This window comes from Spiribacter roseus (assembly GCF_002813635.1).
GTDB classification, from domain to species: domain Bacteria; phylum Pseudomonadota; class Gammaproteobacteria; order Nitrococcales; family Nitrococcaceae; genus Spiribacter; species Spiribacter roseus.
In genome coordinates this window covers 982,472-1,007,428 of record NZ_CP016382.1, presented here as the reverse complement: position 1 = coordinate 1,007,428, position 24,957 = coordinate 982,472, and the positions used below count along the sequence as shown (strand labels likewise).

Genomic DNA, 24,957 nt, shown 5'->3' with positions numbered 1-24,957 from the left:
CCTAGTGTGCCTGCGGATGGGCAATAACGGCACCCTTGCGGGCGCGGGTGACGGCTGTGTAGAGCAGTTCCGGGCGCGTTCGCCCGGGCCCACCCTCGGGCAGCACCACCAGCACCTGGTCAAATTCCGAGCCCTGGGATTTGTGCACCGTCATCGCGAATACGCTCTCGATGGCGTCAAGCCGGCTGGGCAGGACCAGCCGGATGGGGCCGTCGGGCCATTCAAAGACCACACGCAGCCGTGGGGTCTGTTCGCCGGGCAGACGGGTCATCAGGCAGATGCCGATATCGCCGTTCATCAGGCCCAGTTCGTAATCGTTGCGGGTGATCATCACCGGGCGGCCTTCAAACCAGCCGCTGGCCCGATCGATCAGTCCGTTCTGTTGCAGTGTCGCGGCAATGCGGGCATTGAGGCCCGTGACCCCGAGGGGGCCATGGCGGACCGTGGTCAGCACCTGGAAACGGCTGAAAGCCGCCAGCACCGTGCGGGCCCACTCCTCGGTGGCCTCGCGGTCATCACGGACGGGGCGCGTGGCCTGCAGCTCGGTGAGATAGGCCTGGTAGCCCTGGCAGGCCGCTGTCGCAATGCCCGCATCATCGCCACCGGTCAGCTTCAGACGCTGAATGTCGGCGGCATCGCTGTCGAGCAGGGCCTCTGCGTGGGCTGAATCGCCGCGTCGAACGGCCTCGGCCAGCGCCCCTATCCCGCTATCCACCCCGAATCGGTGGCTGTCGCGCAGGCGGACGATCTGCTGTTGCAGCGCGCTGCCCCCGGCCTGCCAGGTGGCGATATCGTCGCCACTGTTGGCCTTCACCCAGGCCACGGTCCCGGCGGTGTAGTGGGGCTGCTCGATGCCGGCGCAGAGCTCGCCGAGCACCGCGCCGGCCTCCACGGATGCCAGTTGGTCCTTGTCGCCGAGCAGTACCAGCCGCGTTTCGGGGCGCAGGGCATCAAGCAGTCGGGCGGTCAGTTCCTGGTCGATCATCGACGCCTCGTCCACCACCACCAGGTCGGCATGCAGGGGATTGTCGCGGTCATGCCGGAAGCGTCGGCTGCCAGGGCGCGGACCGAGGAGTCGATGCAGCGTGCTGACCGATCGCGGGATGGCGTCGCGCACGGCGGCTGGAAGCGGCAGGGCATCAACCTCGCCACTGATCGATTCGCCAAGCCGTGCGGCCGCCTTGCCGGTGGGCGCCGCCAGCCGGATGCGCAGCGGAGCTTCCGGGTGGGTGTCCATGCGCTCGGCCTGCAAAAGCCCCAGAAGCCGCAGCACCGTCCGGGTCTTGCCGGTGCCGGGGCCGCCGGTGATCAGGGTAAAGCGCGAACGCGTGGCGAGGGCGCAGGCAATGCGTTGCCAGTCCGGCTCGCGCCCGGTGCGCGGGAAAAGCCCGTCAAGGCGGTCCGTGAGTCCCGAAGGCGCCGGCAGTGATTCTGCAAGCCGGCTCGCAAGGGCGGTTTGGATGAGACGTTCGTTGGCCCAGTAACGGCGCAGGTACAGGGTGTTGCCCTGCAGTACCAGCGGCGTGGTGCCGTTCCGGGCGACGGCTGCATCGTCGGCGGTGACCGACTCGACGCTTCGCGCGTCGGTTAGATGCGCGCGCAGGGTATCGAGTGCCAGTCCTCCGAGCCATTCGACGGGTGTCGGTGTATGGCCGTCGGTCGCGGGGGGTTCGGGCCAGAGCATTGCCGGTGTCTGCATGAGCGTGTCGAGGGGCAGGCGGATATGCCCCGCACCCACCGTGTAACTGACCAGCGTGGCCAGTCCCAGGACGACCTCGTCGGTCTCCCCGCCGTTCTCGGCAAGCAGGGCGGCCAGCGCCAGATCGGTGGAACGGATCCAGCCACCATCGAGCCACTGATGGAGCTGCGCCGGCAGCTGCGGCGCTCGGAGGGTCGCGATCTCAGACATGCTCCGGGGCCTCGTTGAAAAGCGCATCCAGGGATTCCACAAGCGCCCGGTCAGGGCGTTCGGCATGTATCCCGCGGCTGCTCTGGTTGATGCCGCGCAGGAAAAAACATATCGCTCCGCCGACGTGGGTGTCGTAGTCGTAGCTGGAGCCGAGCCGCGCCCGCAGCAACCGATGGAGCGCCAGCAGGTAGAGCGCGTACTGCGCGTCGTAGCGTTTCTCGCGAACGATCTGCTCGAGCGCCCGGGAAGGCTGGGCGTCGCTGTTCGCCGGCAGGCGGTTGGACTTGTAGTCCATGACCCAGTACCGCCCCTCGTGGCAGAAGACCAGATCGATATAGCCCTTGATCATGCCGTTCAGTTCATTTTCGCCCAGGGCGGGGCGGCCGACGCCGGCCAGGGTATGACGGCGGATGATCGCGTCGATCTGACTCGCCCGGGCCCGTCCCACCGCCATCAGGAACTCGAGCTCGGCCACCAGCGCCCCGGCATCGAGAGTGCTGAGGCGGACCGGTGCCGCGCCCGGCAGGGGCAGGTCGGTGTCGGTCACGGCGGCCAGCCAGTCCCGAATGGCCGGTGCCCAGGGCTGCCAGCGCTGTCCGCGCAGACCACGCTCGACAATGGTACTGAAGGCGGGATCATCCGCGCCGGGAAACCGCCGACTGGCGAGTGCCTCGAGCTGCGCGTGGATGAGGGTGCCCGTGGCCGGTCCGGCCGGGATCATCGCGACGGAATCGGCCGCCGTCTGCGTCGGTGCGGCGGGCGTCGGCGCTGCATCGCGGCTTTCCTCGGCCAGGATGTCCGCCTGCGCTGTGCCGGGGATGGCGGCGCGCGGCCCGTCCTCGACCAGCGCGCTGTAGCTGGCGATCCACCATCGCGCCCGGCCCGGCGCCGGGCCGGTGTAGTGGCGCGCCACCGCCATGGCCGGCGCCGGGGCCAGCGCGGTGGTCGCCACCGGTGCGCCTGGCTGCGTCGGCTGGATACGCTCGCGGGTCAATGCCGGGCTCTGGCCGGCCAGTGCCTCGAGGCAGGGGCCCAGATCCATCGGGCGCATGTCATCGGAACAGCCAAGCAGGCGGCCGATGGCCGAGCGCTGCAGATGCACCGTCGCCGATCCCGTCTGGGCACTCCCGCGCACGGGGGCCATTCCCAGCCAGCAGGCGTGGATGGCTCGGGTGACAGCGACGTAGAGCAGGCGCATGTCTTCCGCCTGCTGGCGATCCCGGGCGGCATCCGTGTCGTCGCGCCCTGCGTCAAAGGCGATTTCGGGACCCTTCTCGGTGGTCCGCACCAAGGGCGGCTCGGCCCGGGCGCTGCGGTAGCTGCAGATGAATGGCAGGAACACCAGTGGGTATTCGAGGCCCTTGGATTTATGGATGGTCACCACTTTGATCAGGGCCGCGTCGCTTTCCAGACGCAGGATGCGGTCGTCGGCGGGCGTTTCGCCGCGATGCTGCATGGCTTCATCAAGCCAGCGGATCAGACCGCCCGCGCCATCGAGCGTGGCGGCGGCTTCCTGGAGTAGCTCGCTGATCTGCAACAGGTTGGTCAATGTCCGCTCGCCACCGCTCCGCGTCGCCAGGCGCGACGCCAGTGCGTGGTCGTGGATGAGCTGGCGCAGCGCGGGCAGGACGCCCTGACGCTGCCAGCGCTCGGCATAGTCCTGGAATTGCTCCAGCGCAGCCTCCCAGCGCGCGTCGTCGCTGAACAGTCCTTCCAGCGTTGCCCAGTCATAACCCATGCTGGCGGTCCCCAGGGCGGTGCGTACCCGGCGCTCGGATTCCGGCGTGGCCATTGCCTGCAGCCAGCGCAGCACATCTCCCGCCTCGGGGGTCTTGAGGACATTGTCACGATCCGACAGATAGACCGATGCCAGCCCCCGACGCCGCAGGGCCTCGCGGATCAAACCGGCCTCCTGGCCGCTGCGGACCAGAATGGCGATATCCGCCGGCCGGACGGCGCGGGATGTTTCCGCGTTTTCGAACCGGGCCTCGCCGGACGCGGCCCGGTCGAGGAGCTGGCGGATCTGCTCGGCACCGGCTTCAGCCATCTGCTGGCGGTAGACCGGCAGGGGGATGCTCTCGTCAGGCGCGTCCTGCGGCTCGAGCTGCCAGAGCGTCATGGCGGTCGCGGGCTGCTCGCCGATCCACAGCGCCTCGTTGCGGCCATTGGCCTCGACCCGGGCAAAATCGATGGCATCCGGATGGAAGGGCCCGGGCTGCATCGGAGACTGGCCGAACAGGGTATTGACCGCCTCCACCATGCCGGTGCTTGAGCGATAGTTGCGATCCAGGGTGTAGCGCTGGCCAGCGGGGATCCGTGCGGCTGCGCTCAGGTAGGTCGCCAGGTCCGCGCCGCGGAAGCCGTAGATGGCCTGCTTGGGGTCGCCGATCAGGATCAGGCTGGCGGATTCGTCCGCCGGGTAGATGGCCTGCAGGATCCGGTACTGCACCGGGTCGGTGTCCTGGAATTCGTCCACCAGCGCGACCGGAAACTGCCGGCGGATGGTTGCCGCCAGGCGCGTATCGGCGCCGGGTTGATCAAGCGCATCGCGCAGGCGCGTCAGCATGTCATTGAACCCGATGACGCCGCGTTGGTGCTGTGTGGCCTCGACCCGTCGGGCCACCCATCCCACGGCATGGGCGTAGAACGGCGCCGCCGCGCCGGCGAGCGCCGTCCGGGCGGACTGCAGGGCGTAGGCGGCGATTGCGATCGGGTGCTCGGCGAGCGCTTCCGGCAGCGTGCAGTCCTTGGCGGTGCCGGCATTCAGGGTGCTCAGACTGATCTGATCGAGCTCGATGCCCGGGTGTGGCTGAGCGGGGTTGGCCGCCCACTCCGCCAGGGCCGGTTTGAGGGTGTTCGCCCAGGTCCCGGCAGTGGGCCTGCGGTTGCCGCGCAGGCGGCGGCTGGCGCGGGCGTCGGCGAGGGCCTGCTCAAAGCCCTCGAGATCGCTCTTCACCGCCTGCCGAAGCGCGTCCGTCGCCTCCGCAGCGCGCCGGGCACTGGCCGCGATCGCCGCCATCGGGTCATCGCCGGACGGCTCCGGCAGGGAATCGCGCCGCTTCAGCAGCGCTTTGAGGTTGGTCGCGAAGCGCTCCACTGAGGGTCGCGGGTCGTTCGATTGACCGCTGAGCACAAAGCCCAGAGCGCCCAGCTGGACCTCATCGAGGGGGTAGACCGTTTCGCGCCAGTAGTCCTCGATGGCCTCGCGCGTGATCAGGTCGGTGTCCTCACTCAACTCCAGGGCAAAAGCAGTCCCGGCTTCGAAGGCATGCTGCTGGAGCATTCGATGGCAGAAACTGTGGATGGTGTAGATGGCTGCCTCGTCCATCCAGTCAGCCGCCGCGCGCAGGTGATCGGCATGCCGCTGACGGGCATCGGGGTCGGGGTAGGCGGTGAGCAGCGCGGCGAGAATCGTGTCGTCGGGCTGCGGATCGGCGGCACCGGCAAAGCATCGGGCGGCGGTGGCCAGCCGCGCGCGGATCCGGTCGCGCAGCTCCTTGGTCGCGTCGCGGGTGAAGGTCATCACCAGTATCTCGGGCGGCAGCATGGGCCGGCGCTGCGGGTTGGCCGGATCGTGTCCCAGCACCAGACGCAGATAGATCGCCGTCAGGGTGAACGTCTTGCCGGTGCCCGCGCTTGCCTCGATCAGGTGCTGCCCGTCGAGGGGCGCGGTGAGGACGTCGAGTGTCTGTGCTTCGGTCACGACCCATCCTCCCGGATCAGTGCATCGATAAGGGGTTGGTAGAGCCGGGTGGCCCAGGCAACCAAAAGGGGGCTGGCGTCGGTGGACGGCTCGAACAGCGCGTCGGCATCGGGAAAACACCGGCGCAATGCGCCGTTGCCCGCGAATGTCATCTCGCCGGGGTGACGAGTCGTGCCTTCGTAATGCGGCCGTGCCGTCCCGGCATTGATGGGCTTGTCGGGGGCCTGTCCAAGCAGGGCAAAGACGGTGCGTACCGGCAGCGGCAGGGGGCGTTCAAGCCCGGCTCGCCAGCCGCGCAGGATGTCATCGAGAGGCCCTGCGGCCGATCCGCAGGGCATTGCCGGCAGGGAATGGGTGGCATCGTGGGCGATGATGACGCTGCGGGCGTTGAATCCGGCGGCATTGAGCGCCAGGTGCTGCACCCAGTCGCTGAGCAGGCGCGGGTAGTGCGGGTGGCCAGCCTTGAGGGTGTCGCCGGCCTTGAGCACCAGACGCAGCCGCTCACCGTCGGCGAGTCGATACAGATCGGCGCTCCAGTCCTCGATGACAAAGGGCTGATCGTCGACATCGCGGCTCAGTCGCAGCTCCTGAGGCGGCTCCGGCGCTGGCCCCCTGGCTCGCCAGACCTGCCAGCGCCGGGCGGCCCGCAGCGCCTGGGCGATGGACTGATCAAGCGCGATCCGGCCCATGCCGGCCACCGGCAATTCACCGCTGCGCTGCAGCCGTGCCCCGGCGGCGGCGATGGCCGGGTCGGGGTCATCGGGCGGGTCTTGCCGCCGCAGGGGGGCCAGCAGGGCATCCTGAACGCTGTAACGGGCGAGACCGGCCAGCTCGAAAGGCTCGCTATCAGGCGTGGCATCGCGGGTCTCGTCAAAGCGCAGCTTGAGCCGCTCTCCGGCAAAATGCCCGGCGCTGTCGCTGAGGAACGTCGCCAGATCACGTAAGCCGAGGGCCTGCGGTGACGCCAGTAACGGCGGGCCGAGTGCCGGCGATTCGTCCATCGGCCGGGCGTCGTGCCGCCATTCGCTGGCGTAGGTGAAATATTCGCCCTGGCCGTCATAACGGGGGCTGAACGGCTGCAGGGGATGGTCGACGGTGAGATGCGGCGTCACCGCCGTGCTGTCGGTGTCAGGCTCATCGAGCCGCCACCCGCGGTCCAGGTGGTCACGCAGCTGGCTGACCAGTACCGAGGGGGGGAGCTCGCTGTCGTCGCGCGGATTGCGTCCGATCCAGCTGACATGCAGGTGGTCACGGGCGGCCAGCAGCGCCTCCAGAAACAAGTAGCGATCATCATCGCGTCCCGATCGATCGCCGGGTCGGTACTGACCACCGGCGGCCATCAGGTCAAAGTCTACGGGCGGCCGGGTGCGCGGGTATTCACCGTCATTCATGCCCAGCAGGCAGACCAGCCGGAACGGAATGCTGCGCATCGGCATCATGGTGCAGATATTGACGCGGCCGGCGAGAAACCGCTGGCTGGGGCCTTCGTCCTCGAGCACGGCAAGCCATGCATCGCGGGCGACCGTGAGGGGGATGGGATCATTGAAGGCCGCCTCGTCACAGGCATTCAGCCACTCGGTCATGGCATCAGCGAGCCGCGACTCCAGTGCCAGTTCTTCGCTGCCCTGCAGGCTCAGGCAGTCGTCGATCAGCGCGCTCAACCGGTCCGCCCAGTCGCGGGGACGGCCGGGTTCACGGAACGCCGCCGCGTGATGCTCAAGGGTGTCGAGCAGCGCGCGCAGAGGTCCCAGCAGTGCAGCATCCAGGCTGCCCACTTCCGGGTAGGGCTCGATGTCCTGCCAGGCGTCGCCGGCTCCCACGGCATATCCGAGCAGCATGCGCCGAAGCCCGAATCGCCAGCTGTTCTGCTCGAAACCCCGGGCGATGTCGAGGGACTCGCGGCGCTCGGCATCCAGTCCCCAGCGCACGCCGGCGTCGCGGCACCATTCGCGCAGGATGATCAGATCCTCCTCGCCGAGCCCGAAGCGCTGGCGGAACGCCGGTACCTCGAGCAGATCGAGAACCTCGCCAAGGGTGAGCCGCGCATTGGGCAGATCGGTGAGCCGTTCGATGGCCGTGGCCACGGGCGCTTCGCTGCGCGCGCGACGATCGCCGATGGTATAGGGGATATAGCGGTGGTCGTGGCGGTCGAGCCGTCCGAACACCGCCTCGACGGCCGGGGCGTAGGTGTCGATGTCGGGCACCATGACGATGATGTCCCGCGGCCGCAGCGGTCGTTCCGTCCGCGCGGCCTGCTCGAAGGCGTCGAGCAGCCGGTCATGGAGGACCTCCACCTCGCGCTGCCGGCTGTGGGCACGATGAAAGCGGATGGACGCGTCCCGGACGAGGGGGCGCTCCTCCCCGGGTGAGGGCAGGGGCGTCAGGTCGAAGATATCCTGCTGGATCTGCTCGAGCAGCGGATAGTCGGTGATCGACGCCGTCGCGGGGATCGGTGGCTCGAACGCGTCAATGGTCTGGAACCAGTCACGGTATCGCTCCGGCTGGTCGATTTCATTGAGCAGCGCGATGAAGTCGCGGCCCTGCTTGCCCCATGCCGCCAGCAGCGGCTGTCCCGGCGTACCGAAGTGGCGTTGATGGCGGCGCTGGTCCAGCTTGAGCAGGTCGCGGTCCTCGACCAGGTCGGCCCAGAAGTAGCCCGAGGGGTTCTGGACCAGCTGCAGGATCTGGCAATGCCGCGACAGGGCATGCAGGGCATCCAGGACCGGCCGCGGCATCGAGGTGACGCCGAATACGGTCAGGCGCCGTGGCAGCGCGGGCCATTCGCCCGGTTCGGCCGCGTCCAGCGCGGCGATCAGCTGCGCCTGGATGGCGGGCCGCGAGAGGGCTTCGGCGCCGGCGCCGATATCGGCATGGAGGGCCCGCCAGAGCTGCGCCTGCCATTGCAGGCTGGCATCCAGGGGTGTGGTCTGGCCGTGCCCGTCGCGCAGGATGTCGTCGCCGGCCAGCCAGTCGGCCAGCCAGTCCGGGCGATAGACCTGGTACTGGTCGTACAGATCGGCGAGGCGCCGGGCGAGCTGATGGCGCTTGCGCGGGTCGGGGTCATCGCCCAGGTAGTGATCCAGGGCGGCGAACGTCTGCGGGTGGGCCTCGAGCTGTTCGGGGATGAGCCGATAGATCCGCCACTGCAGGCGGGTCTTGTCAAACGGCGATGTCTCCGGGATCCGGCTGGCGCCGAGGACCAGGCGGCAGGCCTGCCAGAGGAACGACTGCGGCAGCACGAACCGCTGGGCCGCGGCGATGCCCGCGCCGCCCCCGGCACCGTCATTGGATGCCGCGAAGGCGTGACGCAGCCACTGCGCCATGCCATTGGACTGCACCAGAAAGGTCTCCGACTCGAGGGGTGCGGGCGGATGGGCCTGCAGGTGGCTGACGATCAGGTCGCGCAGCGTTTCGAGTCGGTTGGCATGAATGGCCGCCAACCCCGGCGTGAATGTCTCTGTCATGCAAACGCGTTCCCGACCGACTCGATGAAGGCCTCCAGTCTGCCGCCGGGCGGCGACATTGAGTGACGCAGGTATCGATCCATGGCGTGGCCGCTCCTTCCAGTCCCACCTCCCAGAGTGCCACGCCTGGACCGTCATGCTCACCTGGCGGTGCTAGAAACCATAGGTGGCGCCGGCGGTGATCGCGGTGGCCGTGTAGGCATCCTGATCGAGGTAGCTCGCCCACTCGACATACCCCGAAATCCGGTCGGTCAGGGCCGCCTCGCTGCCGATGCCCCAGGACAGCCCGGTGTCATTGGCCGTGTCACTGAAACCCCCCGCGCTGCCGGTGAACTCGGCCCGGCCATAGGTGAAGCCGGCCAGACCGTAGACCGATACTCCCCGGGTGATCGGCAGATGACCAACGGCATAGGCGCCAGCGAGCTGTTTGAGCGCGATTTCGACGTTGCCGCCGCTGTCGATAGCGGTGTCGTCGCTCGAGAGGCCCACACCCAGGCGAGCCTCAATGGCGATGTGATCGGTGACATGGTAGCCCAGCCGGCCGACGATGGCGGTGGGGTTGAGAGTCACGTCGGCATTTGTGTCATAGCTGACCCGGCCAAGGCCACCGCCGGCATAGGTGTCGCCGGCGTCGGCACCGAGCGCGGGTGTGGCGGATGCGGCGAGAAGCAGGGCGAGGGGAAGGGTTTTTGCGTGGGGCATGGGTCTTACTCCGCTGTTGTCGAGTCGCGGAGAGCCTAGCGACGCGGCGGACGCCGTATCGCGCAATGGTCCGCACAACGAAGAAGTCGGCGACGATTAGACGGTCGACCAGCCCGCCGCGGTCGCAAAGCGGGCGCGCCAGTCGGCGGCGCCCTCGGGCGTGGACAGCACCAGCATCAGCAAAAGGCGCGCCTGCCGGGCGCTGAGGGTGTCGGCGCCGACCGCACCGGCGGCGATGACCCGCTCCAGGCTGCCGGGATATTCGTAGACTTCGGCCACCGGCCCGGATCCGGTGCTCGAAGTGATCGCCACCGGGCAGCCCGCCGCATGGGCGCGCGCGATGGCCGGGACCCAGTCGGGCGGCACCTGGCCGCGGCCGAGGGCGTCGATGATCAATCCCTGCGCGCCATCACCCCGCAGTGCATCAATGGGACAGGCACTGCCGGCGGCGGCCGGCACGATATCCACCCGCGGCAGCGTCGGCCCGCGTGGGATCGGCGTCGGGATCCGGGCATTCAGGGGATACCGGAGGATCGTGCCGTCGATGTGACCGACCGGGCCATAACCCGGCGAACCGAATCCGGTCAGGCGATAGCTGCTGATCTTTCGCACCAGCGACGCGCTATGGATCGCCTCGTCGAATACCACCAGCACGCCCTGGCCCCGCGAACCCGTCGCCGCGGCGACACGCAGGGCGTCGACGAGATTGCGCGGTGCGTCCGAGCCGCGCTCATGCAGGGCGCGCTGCGAGCCAGTCACCACCACCGGTCGCGGGCAGTCCCCCAGCACCTGCTGAAGGAACCACGCGGTGTCCTCGAGCGTATCGGTGCCGTGGGTGATGACAATGCCGTCGGTGGAGGGATCCGCGAGCCGTGTCTCGCAACGCTCGGCGATCCGGCACAGGTCCTCGCCATTGATGGCGTTGCTGGGCTTTTGCAGCAGCGACTCGGTGTGCACGGCGGGGCCGGCATCAAGGCCGGCATCGATGGCGTCAAGCAGCGCCTCGGCGGGCAGCGCGCCGGCGACGTTACGGCCACTGGTGCCGGGCGTGCTGGCGATGGTGCCGCCGGTGGTCAACAGATGGATCATGGGGCAGGCCGCTCCTTGAGTCAGTCGATTTGCATCAATTTGGTGCCAAATGAGCCGGTTTGGTGCAAAAAACTGCACCGGTGGTGATTCCTGTGCGAGTTTCTGCCCCGATCTGATGCTTGGCAAGCGAATTGCATAGTGCGAGGCGTTACTCAATCACCACGATCAGGGAGCCAAGCATGCATCGGAATCCACTCGTCGTCTGCCTTGCCGGGCTGCTCGCCAGCCCGGCGACGTGGGCGCACAGCGCTGAGCAGACCGGCCACGGCCTGATGTTCTTCCACTGGCACATCGCCGACACCGGCCACGTGCTGGGCATGTCCCCGGCCATGCTCGGAGTGGGCGCGTTGCTGCTGGCCATCGTCGCAGTGGTGGGCAGTGTCCGGTTCCGGCACGCCCGTCGTGCGCCGGCGGCGTTGTCGCTGGCCGGTACCGCGGCCGCGTTCGCCTTGATTGGCACCGGGCTGATCGCAGGCGCCGTTTAAATGGCGGCGGTGGCACCGGCAGCCCCCGATCCAGGATGGCGGGCGCGGCTCGATCTCGCCTTCGTGCCCACCCCCGCACGCACCGTGCTGGCGCGGCGGCGTCATGAAGGGCCGTTGCGGGTGCAGCGAAGCTTTCACCCCGAGGGCGCCCCCTGCCATAGCTATGTCCTGCATCCCCCCGGTGGTGTGGTGGGGGGTGATCGGATCAGCCTCGACGCCGATGTCCGGGAGGGGGCATGGGCCCTGTTGACGACGCCCGGTGCCACCAAGTTCTACCGCAGTCTGGGCCGCACGGCGACGTTGCGCCAGAACCTGCGCGTCGCCCCCGGGGCGACACTGGAGTGGCTGCCCCAGGAGCAGATCGTGTTCTCGGGGGCGATCGTCGAGGCATTGACCCGTATTGATCTGGGTGCTGACAGCCGCTGCTTTGCCTGGGAGCTGAACTGCCTGGGCCGTCCGGCTGGCGGGCTGCCGTTCGAGTCGGGATCGCTCCGCCAGCGTCTCGAGGTCTGGCGCGAGGGACGGCCGGTGTTGCTGGAACATACCCGTATCGAGGGCGGTAGCCGCGCGGTGGAAGCGCCCTGGGGCCTCAACGGCCAGCCGGCCTTCGCCACCCTGGTGGCCGGCCCGACGGATGCCGATGCGCTGACGGCGGCGCGCGGGGTGTTGGCCGCAATGCCGGGCGAGGCCTCGGCGACCCGACTGGAGGATCTGCTGGTCGTGCGCTGGCGGGGGGCGGGCGCGCTTGAGGGATATGCCCTGCGCGAGCGCCTCTGGGCGGCGTTGCGCCCCTTGTTGATGGGGCGGCCGATGTGTCGGCCCCGAATCTGGAATACCTGAGGAGGACGCATGCAACTCACGCCGAGAGAAAAGGACAAGCTGATGCTCGCCACCGCCGCGATGGTCGCCGAGCGGCGCCTGCATCGGGGGGTTCGACTGAACTACCCGGAATCGATGGCCTACATCGCCAACGCCATCGTCGAGGGCGCGCGCGATGGCCGCAGCGTGGCGGAACTGATGAGCGAGGGGACGCAGCTGCTGAGCCGCGAGCAGGTCATGCCCGGCATCCCGGAAATGCTCAGCGAGGTCCAGGTCGAGGCGACTTTCCCCGACGGGACCAAGCTGGTGACGATTCACGACCCCATTGCTGAAGCGGCCGATGACGGCCAGGCGGTGTCATCATGATTCCCGGCGAGGTGATCACGGCGGCCGGCGAGATCGCGCTCAACGCGGGGCGGGAGACCCTGACCGTCCGAGTGGCGAACGCCGGTGACCGGCCGATTCAGGTCGGATCCCACTACCATTTCCACGAAGTCAATCCCGCGCTGGAGTTTGATCGCGACGCCGCGCTCGGCTACCGGCTCAACATCCCGGCCGGCACCGCCGTGCGGTTTGAGCCGGGGCAGTCCCGCGAGGTCGAGCTGGTGGCCTACGCCGGTGATCGCGCGATCTATGGCTTTCGCGCCGCAGTCATGGGGGAGTTGGAATGACCTCGATTGAGCGATCGGCCTATGCCGAGATGTATGGCCCGACCACCGGCGATCGCGTCCGGCTGGGGGATACCGAGCTGTTCGTCGAAGTCGAGCGGGATCTGACCTGCTACGGCGATGAAGTGAAGTTCGGGGGCGGCAAGGTCATCCGCGACGGCATGGGCCAGAGTCAGCGTGATAATGAAACCGCCGTCGATCTGATCATCACCAACGCCCTGATCATTGACTACACCGGTGTCTATAAGACTGACATCGGGGTCCGTGACGGCCGGATCGCAGGCATCGGCAAGGCCGGCAATCCCGATACCCAGCCCCACGTCGATATCGTGATCGGCCCCGGCACTGAGGTGCTCGCCGCCGAGGGCAGCATCGTGACGGCCGGGGGCATTGATGCGCATATCCACTTCGTCTGCCCACAGCAGATTGAAGAGGCGCTGATGTCAGGCGTGACCACCATGCTGGGCGGCGGCACCGGTCCGGCGACCGGTACCAACGCCACCACCTGTACGCCGGGCGCGTGGAATATCCACCGGATGCTGCAGGCCGCCGAGGCCTTCCCGATGAATCTCGGTTTCATGGGCAAGGGCAACGCGAGCCTGCCCGACTCGTTGCATGAGCAGATGCAGGCCGGGGCGATGGGGCTCAAGCTGCATGAGGACTGGGGGACGACGCCGGCGGCGATCGATAACGCGCTCGACATCGCTGAGCAGTACGACGTCCAGGTGGCCATTCATACCGATACCCTGAACGAGTCCGGGTTCGTCGAGGACACCCTCGCCGCGTTCAGGGGACGGACCATTCACACCTATCACACCGAAGGCGCGGGCGGCGGCCACGCCCCCGACATCATCCGCGCCTGCGGGCAGTCCAACGTTCTGCCGTCGTCCACCAATCCGACGCGCCCGTACACCCGCAACACCATCGATGAGCATCTGGACATGCTCATGGTCTGCCACCATCTCGACCCGGCCATCCCCGAGGATGTCGCTTTTGCGGAATCGCGGATCCGGCGCGAGACCATCGCCGCCGAGGACATCTTCCACGACCGCGGTGCGTTCTCGATGATCGCGTCCGACTCGCAGGCCATGGGTCGGGTCGGCGAGGTGATCACCCGCACCTGGCAGACCGCCCACAAGATGAAGGTGCAGTTCGGGCCACTCGCCGAGGACAACGATCGGCATGACAACCTGCGGGCCCGGCGCTACGTCGCCAAATACACCATCAACCCGGCGATCGCACACGGGATCGCCCACGAGGTGGGATCGCTGGAGGTGGGCAAGCTGGCCGATCTGGTGCTCTGGAAGCCAGCTTTCTTCGGCGCCAAGCCGGGCACGATCGTCAAGGGCGGCATGATCGCCGCCGCGCCGATGGGTGATCCCAACGGGTCGATCCCCACGCCGCAGCCGGTGCATTACCGGGGCATGTTCGGCGCCCATGGTGGGGCGGTGGCCGAGACCGCGGTGACTTTCTGTTCCCAGGCCGCGATCGAAGCGGGCATCGGCGGGCGGCTGGACCTGGACAAGCGCCTGGTGGCGGTCAAGGACTGCCGCGACGTGGGGAAGGCCGATATGAAGCTCAATGACTGGCAGCCCGAGGTCAGTGTCGACCCGCAGACCTACGAGGTCCGCGCCGATGGCGAGCTGTTGACCTGCGAAGCGGCGGTTGAGCTGCCGCTTGCACAGCGCTATTTCCTTTTCTGAGGGGCTGCCATGGAGACACTGACACAACGGCTCGGGGCCCTCGCGGCGGATCAGGAGGTGGTCGGCACGCTGGTCCTGACCATCGAGCAACGTGAGCGCTCGCGGTTTCGGGCCATGCTGGATAACGGCGAGGTCATCGGCGTGATCCTCGAGCGCGGGGGGGCGGCCCTGCGCGCGGGTGATGGACTGGCTGACGACACCGGCCGGATCTACCGCGTCGAGGCCGCGCCCGAGCCGGTCAGCACGGTGCGCTCGGACGATCCGCTGGTGCTGCTGCGGGCCGCCTATCATCTGGGCAATCGGCATACGCCATTGGAAGTGGCCAAGGGCTACCTGCGCTACCGCCATGACCATGTGCTCGATGAGATGGTGCGCGGGCTGGGCGCTGAGCCCACGCATGAAACCGCCCCTTTCCAACCCGAGTCCGGGGCCTACGCCGGCGGTGGTCATCATCATGGTTGATGGCACCGATGCCCGAACGCTGCGGCTGTGGCAGCTGCTGAGCCCGACACTGCCGGTGGGCGCCTACGCCTACTCGGCCGGTCTGGAGACCGCCATTGAGCAGGGCTGGGTGGGCGACGAGCCGTCTCTGGTCGATTGGGTTGGCGGTCAGTTGCCGAGCGGGATCGGGGCGCTTGATCTGCCGGTACTGGCGCGTCTGCAGGCCGCCTGGCAGCGCGATGACCGCCCGGCGGTCGAGGTCTGGACCAGTCGTCTGCTCGCGGCCCGGGAAACCGCTGAGCTGCGCGCCGAGGATATTCACATCGGCCGGGCACTGATGCGGCTGCTCGGTGAGTTCGGCATCAGCGAGGCGCTCACTTTCGACCGCGACCGCGATGTCACCTGGGCCACCGCCTTCGCCCTGGCCACCGCGCGCTGGGCCATCGGCATGGATCAGGCCGCCCTCGGCTATGCCTGGGCCTGGTCCGAGAATCAGGTGGCCGCGGCGGTCAAGCTCGTTCCCCTGGGGCAGAGCGCCGGTCAGCGTGCGCTGCTTCGTATCGCGGACGCCATCCCCGGGGCCGTCGACAACGCCGCTGCCCTCGATGATGAATCCATTGGTGCCACCACCCCGGGCGTCAGCCTGGCCAGCGGCTGGCACGAGGTCCAGTACTCACGGCTGTTTCGCAGCTGAACGATCACAATTCCGGAGGATGCCCCGTCATGACAGATAACCCCACTCCGCTGCGCGTCGGTATCGGTGGACCGGTCGGATCCGGCAAGACCGCCCTCACGCTGGCGCTGTGCCGGGCGCTTCGCGAGCGCCTGTCGCTTGCCGTGGTGACCAATGATATCTACACCCGCGAGGATGCCGAGTTTCTCTCGCGCCACGAGGCACTGCCCAGCGGGCGCATCGTCGGCGTTGAAACGGGTGGGTGTCCGCATACCGCCATCCGCGAGGATGCCTCGATGAATCTCACCGCGGTCGCCGATCTGCAGGCGCGCTTCGGTGATCTCGATGTGGTGTTCATTGAAAGTGGTGGCGACAACCTCTCGGCCACATTCTCGCCGGAACTCTCCGATCTGACCCTGTACGTCATCGATGTCTCGGCCGGCGACAAGATCCCGCGCAAGGGCGGCCCCGGCATCACACGCTCTGACCTGCTGGTCATCAACAAGACCGACCTCGCGCCGCAGGTGGGGGCGTCGCTCGACGTGATGGCCCGTGACAGCCGCATGATGCGCGGCGAGGCCCCGTTCCAGCTTGCGAGCATCGCCGCCGGAGAAGGCGTTGAGGGCATCATTGAATTCATCCTGCGGGAGGGCATGCTGGCGCGCTCGGTGGCCTAGCGTGCACTACGAGCGTGAATCGCCGGTCGCGCCCGCACCAGTGTGGCGCATGCGACACCGGTTGACGCCTGCCGGGCGGTAGCCCGAACAGCTGGCACGTTAATTGCTATCCAGTGAACAGGCCGATGGTCGGCCTGGTGATTCACTTCAAAGGAGTTCACGCATGTACGCAAAGAAGCGACTGCATAACGGCATGGCAAGTACGCTTGCCGCTGGCGTTCTGGCGCTTGGCCTGGGAGGCAACAGCGCACTGGCCCAGGAGGAGGATCCGATCAAGGTCGGCATCCTGCATTCACTGTCCGGCACGATGGCGATCAGTGAGACGGCCCTCAAGGAAACCGTCGAGATGCTCATCGAGCAGCAGAACGAGAACGGCGGCCTGCTTGGCCGCGAAATCGAACCGGTGGTCGTGGACCCGGCCTCGGACTGGCCGCGATTCGCCGAGCAGGCAAGGCAGCTGCTGGCGGACGACGAGGTTGACGTGGTGTTCGGCACCTGGACATCGGTCTCGCGAAAGTCCGTCCTGCCGGTGTTCGAAGAGCTCAACGGGCTGCTCTTCTACCCGGTGCAGTATGAGGGCGAGGAATCCTCCGAGAATGTGTTCTATCTGGGGGCCTCACCCAACCAGCAGGCCATTCCGGCGGTTGATTACCTGATGGATGAACTGGACGTGGAGCGCTTCGCGCTGCTGGGGACCGACTATGTCTATCCCCGCACGACCAACAAGATCCTCGAGCAGTACCTCATGGATAACGGGGTGGCCGAGGAAGACATCATGATCAACTACACGCCGTTCGGGCATTCCGACTGGCAGAGCATCGTCTCGGATGTGCGCGACTTCGGGGGCCAGGGTGAGAAGACCGCCATCGTCTCGACCATCAACGGTGACGCCAACGTCCCGTTCTACACCGAGCTGGCCAACCAGGGCGTTTCCGCCTCGGATATTCCGGTGGTGGCCTTTTCGGTGGGTGAGCAGGAGCTTGCCGGGATCGACACCGAACCGCTGGTCGGTCACATGTCCGCCTGGAACTACTTCATGAGCGCGCCGACCACGGAGAACGTCGAGTTCATCCAGGCGTGGCACGAGTTCAAGGATGATACCTCGGCGGTCACCAACGATCCGATGGAGGCCCATTACATCGGCTTCAACATGTGGGTCGAGGCCGTGCGCCGGGCCGGTACAACCGACGTTGAAGCGGTGCAGGACGCGATCATCGGCGTGACCGTCCCCAATCTCACCGGCGGCTACGCCACCATGATGCCCAACCACCACATCACCAAGCCGGTGATGATCGGTGAGATCCAGCCTGATGGGCAGTTCTCGGTGGTATGGGAAACCAACGGCGAAGTGGCCGGTGATGCCTGGTCGGACTATCTCCCCGAGAGCAGCGACATCATCGCCAGCTGGCGGGCACCGTTGGTCTGCGGCAATTACAACGTCGAGACCGGCGTGTGTTCAGGTCAGGACTACGGCGACTGACCATGGCGACGCTGCCCCGCCGCCGGTGGGGCAGCGCCTTGAGGGATCATTCATGAAACGCTTTGCCCGATGCATGCTGGTCAGTCTGCTCATGGCCCTGGGTCTGACGGCGTCGCCCGCCGGAGCGGCGGATGACGAGGCGCTGGTCTCGAGTCTGCGCCAGCTCAATGAGGGAAGTTTTGATGACAAGGCAGCGGCGGTCCGCACGATTGCCGAGAGTGGCCACCCGCGGGCAGTGCCCGTGCTGCAGGCCCTTCTCGACAGCCGGCTGTACTTTCGGATCGGGGGTGGCGAGATCGTCATCGCCGACAGCCTTGATTCGGGATTCGCGGTGACCGATCCGCTCAGTGGCGAGCGGGTCGGCGAAGCCTCGCAGTACGAAATCCGCCGGGTGAGCATCAACAACGCAGTTCGCACCGAAGCGCGCAAGATGCTGGCGCTGGCGGGACTCTCCAGCCCCGATCGCCAGGCGCGTAGCGAGGCGGTCGAGCGCCTGCTGGAATCCCCCGACCCGGCGATTGCCAAGCGCATGGAGGGCCTCGTGGCGGAAGAGCCCGTCGATGCGATTCGCCGGGATATGTCGTTGGCCATCGGCCTGGCGCGCCTTGATGCCCCCGAGGCGGCGATCCGGCTGGAAGCGCTGGAAACACTGGATGGCTCGCTGCGCAATCGGGTGCGCAATGAGGTGCGGCGGCTGGCACAAAACGACCCCGATTCGGCCGTCCAGGCCCGTGCCGCTGAGATCCTGACCGGCATCGAGGAGCGGCGGGATCTCTGGGGACTGGGCGAGCAGATCTTCTTTGGTCTGTCGGCGGGATCGGTCCTCATGCTCGCCGCTTTCGGGCTGGCCATCACCTTCGGGGTGATGGGCGTCATCAACATGGCCCATGGCGAGCTGATCATGCTCGGCGCTTACACCACCTATGTGGTCCAGCTGTTGATGCCCAATGCAATCGATTATTCGCTGTTCGTCGCGATTCCGGCGGCCTTCCTGGTCACCGGGGCGTTTGGCGTGGCCATCGAACGCGGAGTCATACGGTTTCTGTACGGGCGGCCGCTCGAAACGCTGCTCGCCACCTTCGGTATCAGCCTGATCCTCCAGCAGCTGGTGCGGACGGTGTTCTCGCCACTCAACCGCCAGGTGAGTACGCCGGATTGGATGAGCGGCGCCATCGAGGTCAATGCGGCCCTCAGCCTGACGCTCAACCGGCTCTATGTGATTGCGTTCTCGTTTCTGGTGTTCGGGTTGCTGCTGTTGCTGTTCAAGCGCACCACGCTGGGCCTCAAGGTGCGGGCGGTGTCACAGAACCGCGCCATGGCCCGGGCCGTGGGGGTCAGTTCATCGCGCATTGATGCACTGACCTTTGGCCTGGGGGCGGGTGTCGCCGGCCTTGCCGGTGTCGCGCTGTCGCAGATCACCAATGTCGGCCCCAATATGGGTCAGGCCTACATCATCGACTCATTCCTGGTCGTGGTGTTCGGGGGCGCCGGTAGTCTCTGGGGCACACTGGTCGGCGGGCTGTCGCTGGGCGTGCTCAATAAATTCCTCGAGCCCGAAACCGGCGCCGTTCTCGCCAAGGTGCTGGTCCTGGTGTTCGTGATCCTGTTCATCCAACGCCGCCCGCAGGGACTGTTCCCCCAGCGTGGTCGCGCGGCATCGGAGGGCTGAGGCATGGCGACCCCGCAATCCTCGGCCACCCGGCTGATTCCCGAGCGCCCCTGGCGGCGGCTGCTGCATGGCGACATGGGTGGCCGGATACTGCTGGGTGCGCTCGCGGTACTGATTGTCGTGATACCGATCCTCAACCAGGGGGTATCGCCGTCGTCGTCGTTTCATGTGAGCGACTACACCGTCAATCTGCTCGGCCGCTATCTGTGCTTCGCCCTGCTGGCGCTGGCCCTCGATCTGGTGTGGGGCTATGCGGGCATTCTCAGCCTGGGGCATGGTGCGTTTTTTGCCCTGGGTGGATATGCCATGGGCATGTACCTGATGCGCCAGATCGGCGACCGCGGGGTCTATGGCGATCCGGTGCTGCCGGATTTCATGGTCTTTCTGGGCTGGGAGCAGTTGCCGTGGTTCTGGTACGGCTTTGATCAGTTCTGGTTTGCCGCGTTGATGGTCCTGCTGGTGCCCGGCGTGTTCGGCTTCATCTTTGGCTGGCTCGCGTTCCGTTCGCGGGTCACCGGGGTGTATCTGTCCATCATCAGCCAGGCGATGACCTATGCCCTCATGCTGGCGTTTTTCCGTAATGAGATGGGATTCGGCGGCAACAACGGCCTGACCGACTTCAAGGATATCCTGGGGTTCAGCCTTTCCGATCCCCAGACACGCCTGGCGCTGTTCGTGGCCTCAGCGCTCGCGCTTGGGCTGGCCTATCTGCTCTGTCGCATGGTGGTCCGCTCGCGGGCCGGCCGTGTCGTCCGGGCCGTGCGCGATGCCGAGCCACGCACACGCTCGCTGGGCTATCGCACCGATCACTACAAACTCTGGATCTGGACGCTCTCGGCGATGCTGGCCGGACTGGCCGGGGCGCTTTATGTCCCCCAGGTGGGGATCATCAATCCGAGCGAATTCTCACCGCTCAACTCGATTGAGATCGTGGTCTGGGTGGCGGTGGGCGGCCGCGGCACGCTGTACGGCGCGGCACTGGGGGGCGCGCTGGTCAATTATGCCCAGACGCTGTTGACGGCGATGATCGCCGAGCTCTGGCTGTTCGCCCTGGGCGGGCTGTTCGTCGCGGTCACCCTGTTTTTCCCGCGTGGACTGGTGGGCCTTTTCAGGCGCCGGGAGGACCGCTCATGAGCCTGTTGGACAGACCGCGCGAGGTCATGCGCCGGGATCGGGTGTTCGACTTCATGATGCCGGACCCCCTCGAGGCGGGGCGCGTCGATACCCGTCATGGCCCGATCCTCTACCTCGAGGACGTCACCGTCAGCTTCGACGGGTTCAGGGCGCTGGATGCCCTGACCCTGTACATCGATGTCGGCGAGCTGCGCTGCATCATCGGGCCCAATGGCGCCGGCAAGAGCACCATGATGGACGTCATCACCGGCCGCATCCGGCCCGATCAGGGGCAGGCGTGGCTGGGCCAGCGCCTGGATCTGCTGCGCATGCAGGAGACCGACATCAGTCGTGCCGGGATCGGCCGGAAATTCCAGAAACCGACGGTATTCCCCGAGCATCGGGTGGTCGAGAACCTGGAACTGGCCATGGCCGGCCCGCGCGGTGTCTGGTCCACACTGCGCCAGCATCTCGACGGCGAGTCGCGGGATCGTATCGATTCAGTGCTCACCGAGATCGGGCTGCAGTCGGCCGGGCATTCGCGTGCCGGGCAGCTCTCCCACGGCCAGAAGCAATGGCTGGAGATCGGCATGCTGCTCATGCAGAACCCCCAGGTGCTGCTGGTCGATGAGCCGGTCGCCGGGATGACGCATCAGGAAATGGACCGCACCGGCGAGCTGCTGCAGCGTCTTGCGGGTCGCCACTCGGTGGTGGTGGTCGAGCATGATATGGACTTTGTGCGCTCCATCGCCCGCACGGTTACCGTTCTGCACCAGGGCTCAGTCCTTGCCGAGGGGTCCATGGATGCCGTCCAGGCCGACCCCCGCGTGGTCGAGGTGTATCTCGGAGAGTAGGGCATGCTGTCGATACGCAAGCTGAATCAGTACTACGGCGAGAGCCATACCCTCTGGGATGTGGACTGCGAGGTCCCGGACCAGGGCTGTACCTGCCTGATGGGCCGGAACGGCGTCGGCAAGACCACGGTGCTCAAAACGGTGATGGGCCTGCTGCCGGCAGCATCCGGAGAGATCGAGTTCGATGGTCGCCGCATCGAGTCGCGACCCGCCGAGCAGCGCGCCCGTGGGGGCATCGGTTATGTCCCCCAGGGCCGCGAGATCTTCCCCCTGCTTAGCGTGGAAGAGAACCTGCGGGTCGCCCGGACCTCGGTGGGCCGCCGTGACATCCCGACGCTCGTCCACGAGCTGTTTCCGGTGCTCCATGATATGCGCCACCGCCGGGGTGGTGATCTTTCCGGCGGGCAACAGCAGCAGCTGGCGATTGGGCGGGCATTGTGTCTGGAGCCTCGGCTGCTGATCCTCGATGAGCCCACTGAGGGCATTCAGCCCAATATCGTCCGCGAGATCGGTGACGTGATTCAGCGGTTGAACCGCGATCAGGCGATGACCGTGCTGTTGGTCGAGCAGAAGCTGCCCTTCGCCCGTCGCACCGCGGATCACTTCGTCATCCTCGATCGCGGTCGTTCGGTGGCGGACGGCCGTATGGACGAGCTGGGGGACGATCTTGTCCAGCGCTACCTGACGGTGTAGCCGATTGGCGTTAGGCTAGGTAGGCAGAGACCGATTCACGGATGGAATCGCGATGACCGACACCCTGTTACGTCAATGGCTCATGCTTCGGCACATACCGCGCTATCCGCGCAAGATTACCGCGCAGGCGCTGCGTGATCGCCTGGCCGATCAGGGCTACCCCACCACCGAGCGCACCGTGCAGCGGGATCTGCTGCGACTCTCCGGCGAGCTGTTCGGCCTGTCGCTGGACGACCGCTCGCGGCCCCATGGCTGGTCCTGGGATCGCGACGCCATCCAGCTCGACATCCCCGGTATGGAGCCGCAGACGGCGCTCGCCTTCAAACTCGCCGAGCATTTCTCGGGTCAGCTCATGGCGCCGGCGACCCTGAATGCGCTCGAGCCCTATCTGCAGCGTGCCGCCGATGTCCTGGCCGATACCGCCAGCCCGGTGCGCACCTGGCCGGACAAGATTCATGTGGTGCCGCGGGGGCAGACCCTGATTGCGCCGAACATCGATCCAGACATTCTCGAGACGGTGTACGCCGCCCTGTTCAATGACCGGCAACTGGACGCCCGCTACCAGCGCCGCTACGACGGGGCGGTCCGCGATTATCGTCTGCATCCGCTGGGGATCGTTTTTCGGGATGGCGTGGTGTATCTGATCTGCACGCGCACCGGCCGCGATGGGGTGGTGCAGATGGCGCTGCACCGCATGCAATCGGCAAGTGCCTGCGCGGAGGCGGTCGAGCGACCGGCGGATTTTGATCTGATGGCGTATGTGCGCGCCGGTGCCCTGGATTTTCAGCTGAGCGCCGAGCCCCTGGCCCTGGAACTGTTGCTGGAGCCTGCCACGGCGGTCCATCTGGAAGAGACACCGCTCAGCGAGACCCAGCAGCTGGAGGACACCGATGACGGGCGCATCCGCCTGACCGCTCGAGTTGCTGATACCGCCCAGCTGCGCTGGTGGTTACTGGGGTTGGGGGATCAGGTCGAAGTCAACGGCCCGCCGGCGCTTCGCGGTGACATCGCCGACCGGCTTGCCCGCGCGCTCAGCCGCTATCCGGGCTGACCGGCAGATGGCGCTGGAGCGTGGCGCTCAGTTCGCCGGCATTGACCGGCTTTTTGACCACCGCCTGCATGCCCGCATCCAGACAGCGCTGCTCGTCCTCACCCAGGGCATTCGCGGTCATGGCGATGATCGGCAGTGTCGCACCCTGCGCCCGCAGCCGGCGTGTGGCCTCAAGCCCATCCATGACCGGCATCTGCATGTCCATGATCATCAGATCAAAGGTCTCGGCTGCGAATTGATCGAGCGCCTCGCGACCATTTTCAACCACGACGACGGAATGCCCCAGGTTCGAGAGCATCTCGCGCGCCACCAGCTGATTGACCGGGTTGTCCTCCACCACCAGGATCCGGCCGGTTCGGGTCGCTTCCGCACCGGGGACGAGCGGGTCAGCCGGCGAGGCCTGCGGTGTCGATGAAACGACGATCGGCAGTCGCAGGTGCACCGCAAAGTGGCTGCCCTGGTTCAGCTCACTGTCAATGTGGATCGCACCGCCCATCTGCTCGATCAGCTCGCGACTGATCACCAGTCCCAGCCCTGAGCCCTCATGGGCCCGGGTCAGCGATGTGTCGACCTGGGAGAAGGGCTGAAAAAGCGTTGCCTGATCCTCGGGACGGATCCCGCAGCCGGTGTCGGTCACATGAAAGCGCAGATCAACGTGATCGGTGGCTGGCTCGGCCTCGACGGTCAGCGCGACATGACCGCGTTCGGTGAACTTGAACGCGTTGTTGAGCAGGTTCATCAGTACCTGGCGCAGCCGATCGGGATCGCCGCGGACGTCACCCAGCGCTTCGGGATAATCGCAGCGGAAAGCCACTGGAGCGCTCTGGGCCTGGATCCGGTAGCCCCGGCAGAGGGTCTCGAGGAAGTCATCCAGACAGAATGGCCGGGGCGTCAGGGCGAGTTTGCCCGCGCGAATGCGCGAGTAATCGAGGATGTCGTTGACCACCGTGAAAACGGCATCCGCACTGGCCCGCAGCGTCTGCAGATAGCGATAGGCGCGGGACTGCGGAGTGAGCTCCTGCTGGATCATGTCGGTCAGGCCGAAAATGCCGTTCAGCGGCGTGCGCACCTCATGACTGATAACCGCCAGGAACTCCGTCTTGGCCTGGCTCGCCTGCTCGGCCTCGGCCCGAGCCGCCTCCAGCTCGCGGTTGGAGGCCTCCAGCGAGGTGCGCTGACGGCGCAGCTGTCGGACCAGAAGCAGACCGGCCAGCATTGCCAATGCGGCAAGAACCAGCACCGTCTGAATCATCCGGATCTGCCCTTCACGGCTTTTCTGGCGCTCGCCGGCAAAATGCCGATTGGTTGAGAGGATGAGATCCCGCGTACCGGTCTGGATCTGCCGCAGCGTTGCCAGAATCGGTTCCCGGCGCTCGCTGAGATTCTCTGCGCTCAACGCACTGATCCGCCCGTCAAGTGACTTGATGCGCTCGAGCAGGGCGTTGATATTGCTCTCGCGAACCTCGACCGACTGAATCAGGTCGGCCACCTGACCGCGCTCGAGGACATTGATGCGGCTGTAGAGGATGTCGTAGTCGAGCTTGACGTCAGCAATCGTCGCGGGCGTCGCACTCAGCAGCGAAATCCGCAGACTCTTCAGTTCGCGGTCGAGCTGGAACGTGGCCCAGACCGCATCCTCGAGGAGCACGTCGTCGAGCGCCCGCTGTTTCTGCAGCATCATCACCCCGACCGCCATCAGGGCAAAGAACAGCACACCCAGCGCGATCAGGGTCGAGAAGCGTTTATGGAACGTCAGGCCCACAT

Annotated in this window: 20 protein-coding genes; 14 read left to right on the top strand and 6 right to left on the bottom strand. The window is 66.7% G+C overall.

Annotated features, from left to right (window positions below):
- Nucleotide 1 precedes the first annotated feature (1 nt).
- The 5 genes from recD to BBH56_RS04960 form a co-directional block, all read right to left on the bottom strand.
- Nucleotides 2–1,909, bottom strand: a complete 1,908-nt coding sequence (gene recD, locus BBH56_RS04980) for an exodeoxyribonuclease V subunit alpha (RefSeq protein ID WP_157809096.1) — start codon at nt 1,907–1,909, stop codon at nt 2–4.
- Nucleotides 1,902–5,612, bottom strand: a complete 3,711-nt coding sequence (recB, locus tag BBH56_RS04975; protein ID WP_157809095.1) for an exodeoxyribonuclease V subunit beta — start codon at nt 5,610–5,612, stop codon at nt 1,902–1,904. Before recB ends, recD begins: the two co-directional genes overlap by 8 nt.
- Nucleotides 5,609–9,076, bottom strand: coding sequence for an exodeoxyribonuclease V subunit gamma (gene recC, locus BBH56_RS04970; protein ID WP_148122132.1), 3,468 nt, complete (start codon nt 9,074–9,076; stop codon nt 5,609–5,611). Before recC ends, recB begins: the two co-directional genes overlap by 4 nt.
- 153 nt (nt 9,077–9,229) lie before the next feature.
- The gene (locus tag BBH56_RS04965; protein WP_110882607.1) at nt 9,230–9,778 is read right to left on the bottom strand and encodes a porin family protein; all 549 of its coding nucleotides are present in this window, start codon (nt 9,776–9,778) and stop codon (nt 9,230–9,232) included.
- 96 nt (nt 9,779–9,874) lie between these two features.
- Nucleotides 9,875–10,867 (bottom strand): asparaginase, encoded by a 993-nt coding sequence (locus BBH56_RS04960; protein WP_148122131.1) that lies wholly within the window; start codon nt 10,865–10,867, stop codon nt 9,875–9,877.
- A 179-nt stretch (nt 10,868–11,046) separates the two neighbouring features.
- Between BBH56_RS04960 and BBH56_RS04955 the strand changes: the two genes are divergently transcribed.
- From BBH56_RS04955 to BBH56_RS04890, 14 genes are all read left to right on the top strand, one after another.
- On the top strand, nt 11,047–11,352 hold the full coding sequence (locus BBH56_RS04955; RefSeq protein WP_144348404.1) for a hypothetical protein: 306 nt from the start codon (nt 11,047–11,049) through the stop codon (nt 11,350–11,352).
- Nucleotides 11,353–12,192 carry an urease accessory protein UreD gene (locus BBH56_RS04950; protein WP_148122130.1) on the top strand — a complete coding sequence of 280 codons (840 nt, stop codon included), beginning with the start codon at nt 11,353–11,355 and terminating at the stop codon, nt 12,190–12,192.
- Between the two features lie 9 nt (nt 12,193–12,201).
- On the top strand, nt 12,202–12,537 hold the full coding sequence (locus tag BBH56_RS04945) for an urease subunit gamma (protein WP_144348402.1): 336 nt from the start codon (nt 12,202–12,204) through the stop codon (nt 12,535–12,537).
- Nucleotides 12,534–12,842 carry an urease subunit beta gene (locus tag BBH56_RS04940; protein WP_144348401.1) on the top strand — a complete coding sequence of 103 codons (309 nt, stop codon included), beginning with the start codon at nt 12,534–12,536 and terminating at the stop codon, nt 12,840–12,842. The genes BBH56_RS04945 and BBH56_RS04940 overlap by 4 nt, the downstream gene beginning before the upstream one ends.
- Nucleotides 12,839–14,542 (top strand): urease subunit alpha, encoded by a 1,704-nt coding sequence (gene ureC / locus BBH56_RS04935; protein ID WP_148122129.1) that lies wholly within the window; start codon nt 12,839–12,841, stop codon nt 14,540–14,542. Before BBH56_RS04940 ends, ureC begins: the two co-directional genes overlap by 4 nt.
- Before the next feature lie 9 nt (nt 14,543–14,551).
- Nucleotides 14,552–15,004: an urease accessory protein UreE gene (ureE, locus tag BBH56_RS04930; RefSeq protein ID WP_148122128.1), complete on the top strand. Its 453-nt coding sequence runs from the start codon at nt 14,552–14,554 to the stop codon at nt 15,002–15,004.
- Nucleotides 14,940–15,677 carry an urease accessory protein UreF gene (locus BBH56_RS04925; RefSeq protein ID WP_404828026.1) on the top strand — a complete coding sequence of 246 codons (738 nt, stop codon included), beginning with the start codon at nt 14,940–14,942 and terminating at the stop codon, nt 15,675–15,677. Before ureE ends, BBH56_RS04925 begins: the two co-directional genes overlap by 65 nt.
- A gap of 29 nt (nt 15,678–15,706) precedes the next feature.
- Nucleotides 15,707–16,333 (top strand): urease accessory protein UreG, encoded by a 627-nt coding sequence (gene ureG / locus BBH56_RS04920; protein ID WP_016353337.1) that lies wholly within the window; start codon nt 15,707–15,709, stop codon nt 16,331–16,333.
- Between the two features lie 163 nt (nt 16,334–16,496).
- On the top strand, nt 16,497–17,813 hold the full coding sequence (urtA, locus tag BBH56_RS04915) for an urea ABC transporter substrate-binding protein (protein ID WP_186295119.1): 1,317 nt from the start codon (nt 16,497–16,499) through the stop codon (nt 17,811–17,813).
- Nucleotides 17,814–17,865: 52 nt separating this feature from the next.
- Nucleotides 17,866–19,482, top strand: coding sequence for an urea ABC transporter permease subunit UrtB (gene urtB / locus BBH56_RS04910; protein WP_148122127.1), 1,617 nt, complete (start codon nt 17,866–17,868; stop codon nt 19,480–19,482).
- Between the two features lie 3 nt (nt 19,483–19,485).
- Nucleotides 19,486–20,616 carry an urea ABC transporter permease subunit UrtC gene (gene urtC / locus BBH56_RS04905; protein ID WP_148122126.1) on the top strand — a complete coding sequence of 377 codons (1,131 nt, stop codon included), beginning with the start codon at nt 19,486–19,488 and terminating at the stop codon, nt 20,614–20,616.
- On the top strand, nt 20,613–21,449 hold the full coding sequence (urtD, locus tag BBH56_RS04900) for an urea ABC transporter ATP-binding protein UrtD (protein WP_110882618.1): 837 nt from the start codon (nt 20,613–20,615) through the stop codon (nt 21,447–21,449). The genes urtC and urtD overlap by 4 nt, the downstream gene beginning before the upstream one ends.
- Nucleotides 21,450–21,452: 3 nt before the next feature.
- Nucleotides 21,453–22,142 carry an urea ABC transporter ATP-binding subunit UrtE gene (gene urtE, locus BBH56_RS04895; protein ID WP_148122125.1) on the top strand — a complete coding sequence of 230 codons (690 nt, stop codon included), beginning with the start codon at nt 21,453–21,455 and terminating at the stop codon, nt 22,140–22,142.
- Nucleotides 22,143–22,194: 52 nt separating this feature from the next.
- Complete coding sequence (locus tag BBH56_RS04890; protein ID WP_144348395.1) at nt 22,195–23,193, top strand: helix-turn-helix transcriptional regulator; 999 nt, start codon at nt 22,195–22,197, stop codon at nt 23,191–23,193.
- Here the strand turns inward: BBH56_RS04890 and BBH56_RS04885 are convergent.
- A complete protein-coding gene (locus BBH56_RS04885) occupies nt 23,174–24,955 on the bottom strand; it encodes an ATP-binding protein (protein WP_148122124.1) in 1,782 nt (593 codons plus the stop codon). The two genes, BBH56_RS04890 and BBH56_RS04885, sit on opposite strands and share 20 nt — an antisense overlap.
- Nucleotides 24,956–24,957: the final 2 nt, after the last annotated feature.

Excerpts from the sequence above, each read along its gene's own strand:
- BBH56_RS04945 (WP_144348402.1), top strand. The coding sequence starts at position 12,202 with ATGCAACTCACGCCGAGAGAAAAGGACAAGCTGATGCTCGCCACCGCC.
- BBH56_RS04940 (WP_144348401.1), top strand. The coding sequence starts at position 12,534 with ATGATTCCCGGCGAGGTGATCACGGCGGCCGGCGAGATCGCGCTCAAC.
- recC (WP_148122132.1), bottom strand. The coding sequence starts at position 9,076 with ATGACAGAGACATTCACGCCGGGGTTGGCGGCCATTCATGCCAACCGA.
- urtA (WP_186295119.1), top strand. The coding sequence starts at position 16,497 with ATGTACGCAAAGAAGCGACTGCATAACGGCATGGCAAGTACGCTTGCC.
- ureC (WP_148122129.1), top strand. The coding sequence starts at position 12,839 with ATGACCTCGATTGAGCGATCGGCCTATGCCGAGATGTATGGCCCGACC.
- ureG (WP_016353337.1), top strand. The coding sequence starts at position 15,707 with ATGACAGATAACCCCACTCCGCTGCGCGTCGGTATCGGTGGACCGGTC.
- urtB (WP_148122127.1), top strand. The coding sequence starts at position 17,866 with ATGAAACGCTTTGCCCGATGCATGCTGGTCAGTCTGCTCATGGCCCTG.
- BBH56_RS04890 (WP_144348395.1), top strand. The coding sequence starts at position 22,195 with ATGACCGACACCCTGTTACGTCAATGGCTCATGCTTCGGCACATACCG.
- ureE (WP_148122128.1), top strand. The coding sequence starts at position 14,552 with ATGGAGACACTGACACAACGGCTCGGGGCCCTCGCGGCGGATCAGGAG.
- BBH56_RS04955 (WP_144348404.1), top strand. The coding sequence starts at position 11,047 with ATGCATCGGAATCCACTCGTCGTCTGCCTTGCCGGGCTGCTCGCCAGC.
- BBH56_RS04965 (WP_110882607.1), bottom strand. The coding sequence starts at position 9,778 with ATGCCCCACGCAAAAACCCTTCCCCTCGCCCTGCTTCTCGCCGCATCC.
- BBH56_RS04950 (WP_148122130.1), top strand. The coding sequence starts at position 11,353 with ATGGCGGCGGTGGCACCGGCAGCCCCCGATCCAGGATGGCGGGCGCGG.
- BBH56_RS04925 (WP_404828026.1), top strand. The coding sequence starts at position 14,940 with ATGAAACCGCCCCTTTCCAACCCGAGTCCGGGGCCTACGCCGGCGGTG.
- BBH56_RS04960 (WP_148122131.1), bottom strand. The coding sequence starts at position 10,867 with ATGATCCATCTGTTGACCACCGGCGGCACCATCGCCAGCACGCCCGGC.
- urtD (WP_110882618.1), top strand. The coding sequence starts at position 20,613 with ATGAGCCTGTTGGACAGACCGCGCGAGGTCATGCGCCGGGATCGGGTG.
- urtE (WP_148122125.1), top strand. The coding sequence starts at position 21,453 with ATGCTGTCGATACGCAAGCTGAATCAGTACTACGGCGAGAGCCATACC.
- urtC (WP_148122126.1), top strand. The coding sequence starts at position 19,486 with ATGGCGACCCCGCAATCCTCGGCCACCCGGCTGATTCCCGAGCGCCCC.
- recD (WP_157809096.1), bottom strand. The coding sequence starts at position 1,909 with ATGTCTGAGATCGCGACCCTCCGAGCGCCGCAGCTGCCGGCGCAGCTC.